General features: G+C 66.6%; 8 protein-coding genes. 4 read left to right on the forward strand and 4 right to left on the reverse strand.

Annotated elements, in window-relative coordinates:
• Positions 1 to 40 precede the first annotated feature (40 nt).
• From FD678_RS04245 to ggt, 4 genes are all read right to left on the reverse strand, one after another.
• Positions 41 to 3,010 (reverse strand): TonB-dependent receptor plug domain-containing protein, encoded by a 2,970-nt coding sequence (locus tag FD678_RS04245; protein WP_140719588.1) that lies wholly within the window; start codon positions 3,008 to 3,010, stop codon positions 41 to 43.
• 53 nt (positions 3,011 to 3,063) lie between these two features.
• The gene (locus FD678_RS04250) at positions 3,064 to 3,951 is read right to left on the reverse strand and encodes a helix-turn-helix transcriptional regulator (RefSeq protein ID WP_140719590.1); all 888 of its coding nucleotides are present in this window, start codon (positions 3,949 to 3,951) and stop codon (positions 3,064 to 3,066) included.
• A 119-nt stretch (positions 3,952 to 4,070) separates the two neighbouring features.
• Complete coding sequence (locus tag FD678_RS04255; RefSeq protein WP_140719592.1) at positions 4,071 to 6,344, reverse strand: winged helix-turn-helix domain-containing protein; 2,274 nt, start codon at positions 6,342 to 6,344, stop codon at positions 4,071 to 4,073.
• A gap of 432 nt (positions 6,345 to 6,776) precedes the next feature.
• Positions 6,777 to 8,492 carry a gamma-glutamyltransferase gene (ggt, locus tag FD678_RS04260; protein ID WP_140719594.1) on the reverse strand — a complete coding sequence of 572 codons (1,716 nt, stop codon included), beginning with the start codon at positions 8,490 to 8,492 and terminating at the stop codon, positions 6,777 to 6,779.
• 459 nt (positions 8,493 to 8,951) lie between these two features.
• Between ggt and FD678_RS20540 the strand changes: the two genes are divergently transcribed.
• The 4 genes from FD678_RS20540 to FD678_RS04275 are packed head-to-tail and all read left to right on the forward strand — an operon-like array spanning position 8,952 to position 12,134.
• The gene (locus FD678_RS20540) at positions 8,952 to 9,080 is read left to right on the forward strand and encodes a hypothetical protein (protein WP_256661848.1); all 129 of its coding nucleotides are present in this window, start codon (positions 8,952 to 8,954) and stop codon (positions 9,078 to 9,080) included.
• A gap of 46 nt (positions 9,081 to 9,126) precedes the next feature.
• Entirely contained in the window at positions 9,127 to 10,134 is a 1,008-nt protein-coding gene (gene ilvC, locus FD678_RS04265) for a ketol-acid reductoisomerase (RefSeq protein WP_140719596.1), read from the forward strand.
• A 40-nt stretch (positions 10,135 to 10,174) separates the two neighbouring features.
• Positions 10,175 to 11,899: an acetolactate synthase 2 catalytic subunit gene (gene ilvG, locus FD678_RS04270; RefSeq protein ID WP_140719598.1), complete on the forward strand. Its 1,725-nt coding sequence runs from the start codon at positions 10,175 to 10,177 to the stop codon at positions 11,897 to 11,899.
• The gene (locus FD678_RS04275) at positions 11,883 to 12,134 is read left to right on the forward strand and encodes an ACT domain-containing protein (protein WP_140719601.1); all 252 of its coding nucleotides are present in this window, start codon (positions 11,883 to 11,885) and stop codon (positions 12,132 to 12,134) included. The genes ilvG and FD678_RS04275 overlap by 17 nt, the downstream gene beginning before the upstream one ends.
• Positions 12,135 to 12,250: the final 116 nt, after the last annotated feature.

Raw genomic sequence — 12,250 nt, forward strand, 5'->3', positions numbered from 1 at the left:
TTGCGGCCCGCCCTCCCTTGTTGCGCCAGGCTTCGGTGGATCAGAAGCGCTGGGTGTACTGCATGAAGAAGTAGCGATCGTAGTCCAGCATCGGATCGAGCAACGCGGTGCTGGCGTTGGTCACCGAATAGGTGATCGGCGGCTCCTTGTCCCAGATGTTGCGGACGCCCACGGTCACGCTGCCGTTCCACGGGGCATTCCAGCTGACGGACACATCCTGGAAGTTGATCGACCCCTTCTTGTTGGCACCCTGGCCGCCACCCCAACCGGGGTTGGAGGTCATGTAGCCCGGCTCGTTGCACTCCACGTCGGTATCCCAGCAGTAGTCGCGGAAACCGCCGTAGTAACGCAGGTCCCAGCTCGCCGACAGATCGCCCTTGGACCAGTTCACGCCCAGGGTGCCGCGCACGCGCGGGAAGTTCCAGTAACCGGCGTAATCTTCCCATGCAGCGCCCGCATCGCTCTGGATACGGTAGTTGACCAGGTAGTTGGCGTCGAGGTTGACGACGAACTGGCCGATGCCCAGCTCCGGCAGGCGGTAGTTCACGCCGAAGTTGTAGCCCTCGGTCTCGCGCTTGCCCAGGTTGACGTTGCCACGCTGCAGCGTGATGACCTGCCCGTTCTCGTTGCGGGTGAACTGGTTGCAGTAGTCGGTGTTGGCACCGGTGTAGCACTGATCCAGCACGTAGTCCGCCGAGATCGGGGTGATCACGTTGGAGATCGAGATGCGGTACCAATCCAACGAGACGTCCAGACCCTGCACGTAGCTCGGGCTGTACACGAAGCCGAGGGTACGGGTACGGCTGTACTCCGGCTCCAGCTCGCTGTTGCCAACGCCTGCCTGGAACGGCGCGATGCCCTGCGTACCGCTGGGGCCGTCGACCGGAACGCCTGCGTTGTCGGTCTGGCGGAAGTTGCCGGCCAGGCCATCCGCCGCGCAGCGCGCCGCCACGACCGGGTTGTTGCGCGAGCCGTAGACGGCATCGCACGGGTCGAGGTAGGTGTCAAAGGACTGCGAACCACCGCCGAAGGTGTCATCCAGCGTCGGCGCACGGAAACCCTTGCCGTAGGTACCGCGGACCAGCAGGTCCTCGATCGGCTTCCAGGTGAAGCTGTACTTGGTGTTGGTGGTGTTGCCGAAGCGGTCGTAGTTGGAGTAACGGCCCGCCACGTCGAACGACAGTTCCTTCGCGAACGGCACGTCCTTCAGCACCGGGATCATGAACTCGAGGTAGGCCTCGTTGGTCTGGTAGCGGCCGGTGGTCGGCTGCGCGGCCAGATCGGTGGTGAAGCCATTGCTCGAAGCCTGGTCCGGATAGTCATAGCCTTCGACCGAGCGGTGCTCGACGCCGGCAGCGAAGGAAAGCTCGCCCGCTTCCCACGGCATGTCGAACAGGCCACCGGTGATGTTGGCGGTCCAGATCTTGCTTTCGCTACGCTGGGTCGCCTGGCCCAACGTGCCGATGTACTTCATCACGTCGGCAGTCGAAGCGCTCGGACCGCCCAGGATGTTGAACGGCACGCACTGGCCCAGGCCGATGTTGGTGCCATAGGTGATCGGGTTATCCGGCGTGCCGCACTGCACGACGCCCTGGCTGTTCATGAACGACGGGCCCAGGGCCTTCTGCAGGGCCAGCAGGTTGATGTTGCCGGTGCTGACCTGAGTGACGTCGTACTTGTTGTAGTTGAAGCCGACGTCCCAGTTCCAGCCATGGGTGCCCACGTCGAACGCACCTTCCAGCGACACGTCGAAGTGGGTGTTCTTGACGTTGTTGTCGGTGACGCGCGGGATCTCGGTGATGCGGCGGTAGAACGTCAGGTCGTTGCCCGGCATCGGGTTGTAGTAGCTGTCCGCGTCGACGTAGACCGGGAAATTCGGCTGCGAATCGGTGCTGAGCGGATAACCGGCGATCTGGCGCTTGGACTCGCGCTCGGAGTACATCGCCGTCGAGTTCAGCGTGATGTTGTCGGTGATGTTGTAGCTGCCCGAGGCGAACACCGACTTGTTGGTGCTGCCCTGGTTCCACATCATCTGATCGATCGAGTTGTAGCGATCGTTCGTCGTCACGCCGTTGTGGTAGTTGGCGAAGTTGCGGCTGTCAGCGCCAACGCCCACGCCATCCCAGCTGCCGGTATGGTTCAGCACCCACTGATTGGGCGTCCACTTGCCGTTGGCGGCATCGGTGATTTCGCCGTCGTCGTTCAGATAGTTGCCTGCGCCCGCGGTACCGGGAGCACGCGGATCGACGAAACGGCCCCACGGACCGGTGGCGCTCAGGCCACTGGAGATATGCCGGGTTCCATAGGTATAACGAGTCAGTTCGCGATCCTTGGCCCACACCGGATCTTCCTTGGTGTAGCTGGCACCGAACATCAGCGACGAGCGGTCGCCAACGGTACCCAAGGTCAGCGAGTACTGGGTCTTGCTGCCGTCGCCGCGGCCGTTCTGGCCATACAGCACCGAGGCTTCGGCGCCGTCGAAGTTCTTCTTCAGGATGATGTTGACCACGCCCGCGACGGCGTCGGAGCCGTAGATCGCCGAAGCGCCGTCCTTCAGGACTTCGATGCGCTCGATCAGGGCGCTGGGGATGGTCGACAGGTCGGTATAGCCGGCCAGGCTGGAGGTCCAGCGCTTGCCGTTGACCAGCACCAGGGTGCGGTTCTCACCGAGGTTGTACAGGTTGACGTACTGGCCGCCCTGCTCCGGGTTCGAGGTCAGCACCGCGGCCTTGCTGAAGGTCTGCGTGCCGGAGATCGACATGTTCTGCAGGATGTCGCCCACGCTCACCAGACCGGACTTCTTGATGTCCTCGCTGGAAACGGTGAACACCGGCTGGGCCGTTTCCACATCCACCGAGCGGATGCGCGAACCGGTGATCTCGATGCGATCGAGCGTGGTGGTGGTCTGGTTGGCGGGCTGCTCTTGTGCGCCGGCGAAGGCCGGCGTCAACGCGATTGCAATGCCGGCGGGCAAAAGGCCCATCCGCATCGCAGGAGTGCGAAGCTTCATCAATCTCTCCAAGGTCGTTAGGTGTGCGTTAAAACACCTTGGAGAAGTTACGTTCACATAAAGGGCATCGCTTTGCGGCGACCGTCACGTGACTTTGCCGAATCTGGCGACAGTGCCGTCTGCTCGCGATAGCGCGATGCGGAGACACCGAAGCGCGCGCGGAAGGCACGCGCGAAGCTGCAGCAATTGTCGAACCCGCTGGCGGCCGCTACCTCGCCGATCATCATCGACGTGTCGCGCAGCAGGTCGGCCGCCCGTTCCAGCCGGAGCCGGGCCGACAGCGCCTGGGGGCTCTCGTCGTACAGGCTCTGGAACGTCTTGGAGACGTACCAGCTGGAGAAGTTGGTGAGCTGGGCCAGCTCGGCCACGCGCACCACCCGGTCGCTGTTGCCCTCCAGGTACAGGCGGGCACGCTGCATGCGGTGCAGCACCTGGCGGCGCCGGCTGCGCGACCGGCCGGGGCAACGTTGTTCCTGCTCGGCCAATCCGAGCTGCATCTGCGCCAGATGCAGCAACAGCGGCCTGGCGGTGTGCGCCCCCTCGCCCTGGGCGGCCGTGCGCCACAGCCGCAGGGCCGCGCGCAGGTCTCCCGTAGCCAGGCGACTGCGCCCCGGATACAAGGTGGTATCGGTCAGCTCGGCCAACGACTGCAGGCTGGAGCCGTCCAGCCCTACGCCGATGCACAGGCCATTGCGATCAGCCTGCAGGGTCGGGCGGGATTCCTTGTCGAAGGCGATCCAGTCGCCGGCCCGCAACCGGAACTTGCCCTCCTTCGCCTCGATCCAGGAGCGGCCGCGCAACTGCACCCAGATGGTGAACATGCTCGGTGCGGCACGCACGCTGCCCAACCGCGCCGCCGCCATGCAGGCCGTGGCCGGCAGGTCCGCTTCATGGTCCAGAAATACCGGGACGCCCCGGTCGGCCACCATTACCTGATTCATCCGCCCCTCCGAATGTGCACGAAGGGCAGGATTGTTTTGCCGGATCTGGCGCCAATCAGGAGGTTTTGCCGAATTCGTGGCGAATTCGCCACGAACGGCTTCCGAAAAAGTTACGAAAGCTACTTTCTAAATAAATTCAGCAGCTTAGGAACAGAGCCGACGAACCCGGTCCGCTCATGCGGCAGGTCCATGAAGCCTATCCCGCTGCCCTCCTCGCTGGCCAGTGAGACATACAGCGCCGACGAGGCGGCATCGATGCTGAACCCGTTCGTCGCACTGAAACTGCTGGCATCCAGGCATCCTCCCGAAGGCGCTTGGCCATCTCCCAGCACGCTCTCGAAGGTCGAACAGGCATGGGCAGGGGACAGATAGTGGATCTGCCCCCCGGCTCCCACGGCCCAGCTGCGATAGCGCCATCGGGAAGGACCATCGGCGTCCACGCGACTGACACTGGCGGGATCGAGGGCAGCATCGGCCGCCCAAAGTCCTTCGGACGAGAACCGGGTGAACAGGATGCGATCGCCGGCCCGATCGACGCGCACCTGCGAGACATCGTCGAGCGAGGCGACCCGTTTCCATGGGCTGCTGGAACGGTCGTACAGGCTCAGGGTCGCGGCTCCGTCCTCGGACGCACCGAGCACCAGGATCTTGCTGGGATCGGACAGGTACACCGCCTGCAACGGCTGCCGTTCAGGCACCGTCAGGCGCGCGATCCTGTTCAGCGCGGGCATTACCTCGTACAAGGCCAAGCGCCCCTCGTCGTCGCGTGCCACCACCAACACGCTCAGCGAGTCCGGGGACCAGTCCGGTGGCTGCCGCGTTTCCGGCACCAGTCCTTCGACCGGGCGCAGCGAACCAGGGGCGGCCAGATCCGCCCACCACAACGCGAACTCACCCGAACGGTCCGAAGTGAACACGATCTGGCGGCCATTCGGCGCCACCATCGGTTGCGCGTCGCGGCCATTGGAGGCGAACAGGTGTTCGCGCCTGTAACCGCCCTGCCCGTCGCGCTCGACTCGGTAGATGCCGAACTTCGGCTTGCGCTGCACGAACGCCAGCTTTCCCTTGCTGGCGGAAACCACCGGCGCCTGGGCATCGTCCACGCCCATGTCGCGGACGCGTCGGGTCGCCAGGTCGATCCGGTACAGGCGCGACTGGCTCTCGATCCGCCGCCCGAACACCAGTCCACTGCTGTCCGGCAACCATGTCAGGCCGCGGAATTCGGCATTGTCGCGCGTCAATGGCTCGGGCCGGCCACCGTCGGCCGGCATCAGCCAGATGTCGCCCATTTGCGGATTGCGGATGAAGGCGATCCATTTGCCGTTCGGCGAATACCGGGGGGCGTAATCGAAATCCTGCGGGCCGGCCCGGTACGACAGGTTCGTCCATCGTCCGCTCGCGAGGTCGAAGCGGCGGATGCCGTGGCCGGCATCGCCCCCGGGCATGCTCCCGAACAGCAGCGCACGCCCGTCCGGTGACCAGCTGAAGCTGAGCATCTCGGCTCCATCGCAGCGCGTGACCTCGCGCTCGTCGGCCGCGCTATTGGCCGAGGCGATCATCACCCGGCATTGCCCATCGGCCGAATGCCGAGCGAAGGCGATTTCGCGTCCGTCCGGCGACCAGGCCGGCAGATTGTCGCTCCCCTGCGCGGGCGGGCGGCTGAGTACGCGCGGCGGCGCATTGTCGGTGGTCTTGACCAGGATGGACGTCCCGGGCTGCTCCGGCACCACCGAGGTATAGGCCACCATCGACCCGTCCGGCGAGAGCGTCGGGGTGATGTCGAAATTGCCGCTGGACGTGATCAGGCGATAGGGCGGCTTGGGGACGCTCACCGCGACGCTCTTCTCTGCTTCTGGGCGCAGCCAGAAGGAGAGCGACAAACCACCGGCGAAGGCCAGCAGCAACAAGCCCGCCGTGGCCAACCAGCGCCGGGAGATCGGCGGGCGTGCATTGGCCACCGGCACGGCATGCGCCTGCTCCTCCTGCAGCTCGGACGCCTCCGGCACGGGCCCAGACGCCGGAGATGCGGGCGCCACGGGCTCATCCAGCCACTCGACGGACCCGAGCAGCCGGTAACCGGTCTTGGCGATCGTCTCGATTCCCCCTTCGCGTCCTTCGCCCTGCACCAGGGCCTTGCGCAACTGGGTCACCGCCTGGGTGACCACGTCGTTGGTCGGCAAGGTGTCGGGCCAGACCTCGGCGAGCAACTGCTCGCGGGAGACGACCTGGCCGGCATGGCCGGCCAGCACCTGCAGCACGGCCAGCGCTTTCGGCGTGAGCCTGGCCGCCCGCCTGGCCGCCGGCGAATGCACCTCGCGCGACGCCAGATGCACCACGCAATCGCCTATGCGCAGCCGTGAAGGCGACGTGGACTCGTGTGGGGCGGAGTTCATGGACGGAGGACAGCGATCTTCGTTGCTCGTTCTGCGGGCCCGCCAATCGCCAAATCCTGCAAAGCGTTGCAACAGATTCGATCAGGCGTGGCGGCACCGGCAAATCTTAGCCTATGCGGTGTAGTTCCCCCTACCAGGGGAACCGCATCAGGCTCTCTCTCTCGCCGACGCATTCATACAACTCGCTTCAGAATTCGCGCCTTCTGGCGCGTTTTTTTTTGGACGCAAGCGAAGGCGCACCATTTCGCCCCCGTTCAGCGAAATGATGGCGAATCGCCGCGATTTTGCCAATCGCGACACACGCCGCTGCCCAACCTAGCAACCGCCGGCAAACGCCAGGCACCGGAGCGGCCTAGGCTGGCTCCACTACTCCTACAAAAGCTCTCTCTCCCCTGCCGCCGACCAGACTCGGCGGCAATTTTTTTGTGGAGATCAGTAGCCCGCGGCCTGCCCGTCCTTGCGGCTCTCCGAAGCGCCGTAATACACGCCGGTATCCGGATCGCGCAGGATCGCCTGGTAACCGCCATAGGGTCCGTCGGCGAACACCACGCGATGCCCCTTGCGCATCAGCGCGCGGATCGTCTCGTAGGGGAAGCCCGTTTCCAGGTTCACCTCGCCGCCATCGCTCATCGCCGCGTTCTGCCCGGTCGGTTCGGTGGAACCGTCGTGCTGGATGCGCGGCGCGTCGCCCGCCTCCTGCAGGTTCATGCGGAAGTCGACGAGGTTCATCACGATCTGCACGTGCCCCTGCGGCTGCATCGCCCCGCCCATCACGCCGAAGCTCAGCCACGGCTTGCCGTCCTTGGTGACGAACGCCGGGATGATGGTCTGGAACGGGCGCTTGCCCGGCGCATAGCCGTTCGGGTGCCCGTCCTGCAGCACGAACATCTCGCCACGGTCCTGCAGGATGAAACCCAGTCCCGGCGGCGCCATGCCGCTGCCCATGCCGCGGTAGTTCGACTGGATCAGCGACACCATCATGCCGTCGGCGTCGGCCACGGTCATGTAGATCGTGTCGCCTTCCTCCAGTTGCTTCGGCGTGCCGGGCTGCACCTCCTTCAGCGCCTTGTCCATCGAGATCAGCTGCCGGCGCTGCGCGGCGTATTCCTTGGAGACGAGCTTCTTCACCGGTGCCGGCTGGAATGACGGATCGGCGTAGAAGCGCGCACGGTCGGCGAACGCCAGCTTCTTCGCTTCCACGAACAGGTGCACGTGCTCGGGCGAACCGAAGGCGATCTTCGAGAAATCGTAGCCTTCCAGCACATTGAGCATCTGCAGCGCGGCGATGCCCTGGCTGTTGGGCGGCAGTTCCCAGACGTCGTAGCCGCGGTAGTTGGTGGACACCGGCTCGACCCATTCGCCGTGGTGGCTGGCCATGTCCTCGTAACTCAGGAAACCGCCGTTGGCCTTGAAGTACGCATCGATGGTGCGGGCGATGTCGCCCTTGTAGAACGCGTCGCGGCCGCCCTCGGCGATCTTCTGCAGGGTATTGGCGAGGTTGGGGTTCTTCCACAACTCGCCCTTGCGCGGCGCGCGGCCGTCGATGGTGAACTGCTCCTTGAAGCCGGGGTACTGCGACAGCCGCGGCACCGAGCGGTCCCAGTAATACGCGATGGTCTCGGCGACCGGGTGGCCTTCGCGCGCATAGCGGATCGCCGGCGCCAGGTTCTCCGCCATGGGCCTGCGCCCGAAACGTTCGTGCAAGGCGAACCAGCCGTCCACCGCCCCCGGCACCGACACCGGCAAGGGCCCTATCGGCGGGATCTCCTTCAAGCCGCGGCGCTGGAACTCGGCCAGGGTCAGCGACTTCGGCGAGCGGCCGGATCCGTTGTAGCCGTACAGCTTCTTCGTCCCGGGATCCCAGACGATCGCGAACAGGTCGCCGCCGATGCCGTTGCCGGTCGGCTCCATCAATCCGAGCGCCGCGTTGGCGGCGATCGCCGCGTCCACGGCCGAACCGCCCCGCTTCATCACGTCCAGCGCCACCTGGGTGGCCAGGGGCTGCGAGGTCGCGGCCATGGCGTGGGGCGCGATCACCTCCGAGCGCGTGGCGAAGGACGGTCCGGTGATGCGGTCGGCGGCATGGGCGGACGGCAGGGCGGCCAGCAGGATCGCGGCCAGCGGCAGAAGGCGAAGACGGTGGTGCATGCAGGACTCCCCGGAAGAACAGCCCCGCACGATAACGCCATCGCCGCCTTCGTTCAGGCCTTCCTCCCCGCGAATCTGCGCAAATGTGGCCGGGCCGGGCCGGAACGGGGCCGCGAGGCGGGTCGGTTTCGACGGTAACGATCCTTTCGCGACAGGGCTTCCGGGAGCCCCCGGCAACGCAGGTCACGTAATTCCGCACGCGAGGGTTGACAGCGGCGAAAACGGCGTGTTTATCTCAACGGCATGACGCCACGCACCGCCGCCTTCGACGCTTCGCTGCCCTTGCCGGCAGGCAGTGGCGTGGCCGCTTCGCTTCTCGTGCTCGTACTCATTACCTCGCCGACAGGTGCGGGACGAGCCTACGTGTAAGCAGCAGAAGCACACAGGTTTCGACAAGACCCCGCACCGGCAACGGCGCGGGGTTTCGCGTTTCAGGGATCCAGAAAAGTTTCGAATGACATGAACACGGCAACCCGCAAACAGGCCAACGGCAAAGCCACCGCCCCGCGCGCGGCGATGGCATGCGCCCGCGCCGCAGCCCTGGAAACCCCTCATCGTCAGCCGGCCAGCGCCTCCGCGGCCGGCTGATTTTCTTTCCGCCCTCCCCGTCCCACTCTTCCCCGAGGAATCCACCATGAGCAACGAGCAGTCCAACCCCAAAATCGCGATCATCGGCTACGGCAGCCAGGGCCGCGCGCATGCGCTGAACCTGCGCGATTCCGGCTTCGACGTCACCATCGGCCTGCGCCCGGGCGGCCCGACCGAGGCCAAGGCCCAGGCCGACGGCTTCGTGGTCAAGGCGCCCGCCGAGGCGGTCAAGGACGCCGACCTGGTCGCCGTGCTGACCCCGGACATGGTCCAGAAGAAGCTCTACGACGAGGTGCTGGCCTCGAACCTGAAGCAGGGCGCGGTGCTGCTGTTCGCGCATGGCCTGAACGTGCACTTCGGCATGATCGCCCCGCGCGAGGACCTGGACGTGGTGCTGGTCGCGCCGAAGGGCCCGGGCGCGCTGGTGCGCCGTGAGTACGAGATCGGCCGCGGCGTGCCGTGCATCTACGCCATCTACCAGGACAAGAGCGGCAAGGCCAAGGACTACGCCCTGGCCTACGCCGCCGGCCTGGGCGGCGCGCGCGCCAACCTGATCGAGACCACCTTCAAGGAAGAGACCGAGACCGACCTGTTCGGCGAGCAGGCCGTGCTGTGCGGCGGCGCCTCGTCGCTGGTGCAGGCCGGTTTCGAGACCCTGGTGGAAGCCGGCTACCAGCCGGAGATCGCCTACTACGAAGTGCTGCACGAACTGAAGCTGATCGTCGACCTGTTCTACGAAGGCGGCATCACCCGCATGCTGGAGTTCGTGTCCGAGACCGCCCAGTACGGCGACTACGTCAGCGGCCCGCGCGTGATCGACGCCGGCGTCAAGGCGCGCATGAAGGACGTGCTGACCGACATCCAGAACGGCACCTTCACCAAGAACTGGGTGGCCGAGTACGAAGCGGGCCTGCCGAACTACAAGAAGTTCAAGCAGGCCGACCTGGAGCACCCGATCGAGAAGGTGGGCAAGGAACTGCGCGCCAAGATGGTATGGCTCAGCGGCCAGACCGAGACCGCGCCCGCATCCGCCAAGCAGCAACAGGCCGCGTAACCGCGGCCTCCCCCCACCGCAACGCAAAGGTCGCCACCGCATGAACACCTCCGCACAACCCGGCGCGCCCCGCAATGGCGCGCGCTGGTTGACGCAGGCCCTGGAAGCCGAAGGCGTGGACACGCTGTTCGGCTATCCGGGCGGCACCATCATGCCGTTCTACGACGCCCTGGTGGACTCCGGGCTCAAGCACATCCTGGTACGCCACGAGCAGGGCGCCGCCCTGGCCGCCAACGGCTACGCGCGCGCCTCCGGCAAGGTCGGCGTATGCGTGGCCACGTCCGGCCCGGGCGCGTCCAACCTGGTGACCGGCATCGCCGACGCCATGCTGGACTCGGTGCCGATGGTGTGCCTGACCGGCCAGGTGGCCACCAGCCTGCTGGGCACGGATGCCTTCCAGGAACTGGACGTGTTCGGCCTGACCATGCCGATCGTCAAGCACAGCTTCCTGGCCAAGCGCGTGGACGACCTGCCGGACATGGTGCGCGAGGCGTTCCGGATCGCGCGCGAGGGCCGTCCCGGGCCCGTGCTGATCGACCTGCCCAAGGACGTGCAGCTGGCCGACGCCTCGCACCTGCCCGACCACGTGCCGGCGGCGATCGAGCCGCCGCCGCCGCCGGAGGCGGCGCGCCTGGACGAGGCGCTGGCGGCCATCGCCGGCGCCGAGAAGCCGGTGATCTACGGCGGCGGCGGCATCGGCCTGGCCGATGCGGTGGAGGCGTTCCGCCAGTTCGTCGACGCCACCCGCATCCCGACCGTGCTGACCCTGCGCGGCCTGGGCGCGTTGCCGGCGAACCATCCCGAGTACCTTGGCATGCTCGGCATGCACGGCACCCGCGCCGCCAACATGGCGGTGCAGGAATGCGACCTGCTGATCGTGGTCGGCGCCCGTTTCGACGACCGCGCCACCGGCAAGCTGAGCGAGTTCGCCCCGTTCGCGCGGGTGATCCACCTGGACGCCGACGCCTACGAGATCTCCAAGCTGCGCAGCGCCGACATCGCCATTCCCGGCAATGTCGCCACCGGCCTGAAGGCGCTCGCGGCCGCGCGCAGCACCTGCGAGGAATGGCGCAAGCGCTGCATCGCCAACCGCGAGCGCTTCGGCGCGCGCTACGACGCGCCCGGCACCGACATCTATGCCCCGGCGCTGCTCAAGCGCCTGAGCGAGGTCGCCCCCGCCGACGCGATCGTCGCCTGCGACGTCGGCCAGCACCAGATGTGGGTGGCCCAGCACTACCGTTTCAACCATCCGCGCCATCATCTGACCAGCGGCGCGCTCGGCACGATGGGCTTCGGCCTGCCGGCGGCGATGGGCGCGCAGTTCGCCTGCCCGGACCGCACCGTGATCCTGGTCAACGGCGACGGCGGCTTCATGATGAACGTGCAGGAGCTGGCGACCATCGCCCGCTGCCGGCTGCCGGTGAAGATCGTGCTGATCGACAACGCCTCGCTGGGCATGGTGCGGCAGTGGCAGGAGCTGTTCTTCGCCGAGCGCTACAGCGAGATCGACCTGTCCGACAACCCGGACTTCGCCGCGCTGGCGCAGGTGTTCGGCATCCCGGCCCGCCATATCGCCCTGCGCGGCGAAGTCGAGGACGGCCTGGCCGAACTGCTGGCGCAGCCCGGCCCGGCGCTGCTGCACGTGACCATCGACGCGCGCGCCAACGTCTGGCCGCTGGTCCCCCCCAACAACGCCAACAGCACCATGCTGGAGAGCAACCCCGCCCATGCCCCGAAGGAGGCCAGCCATGCGTTACCGGCTTGACCTGGTCATCAAGCCCGTCGATGGCGCCCTGTTGCGCGTGATCGGCATGGCCGAGCGCCGCGGCTTCAGCCCGTGCGCGATCAGCGGCAGCCCGAACGCGGCCGATGCCGGCCGCTGGCACCTGCAGTTGGTGGTCGATGGCGGCGCACGCCCGGCCGAGACCCTGCAGCGCCAGTTGGAAAAGGTCTACGACTGCGAATCGGTGCGGATCACCGCGCTGGAGGAAGCGGCATGAACGCGGTGAGGCCGGGACCGGGGACCCGGGACCGGGAACTCGGGGCAAGCCCTCGCCGCCTGGTTCGCGCGCCCGGCAGGAGGCGTCTTCTTCGACGCCTCCCGGCGTCCTGCCAC

It is taken from the genome of Pseudomonas sp. Hp2 (assembly GCF_006386585.1).
Lineage (GTDB): Bacteria > Pseudomonadota > Gammaproteobacteria > Xanthomonadales > Xanthomonadaceae > Pseudomonas_S > Pseudomonas_S boreopolis.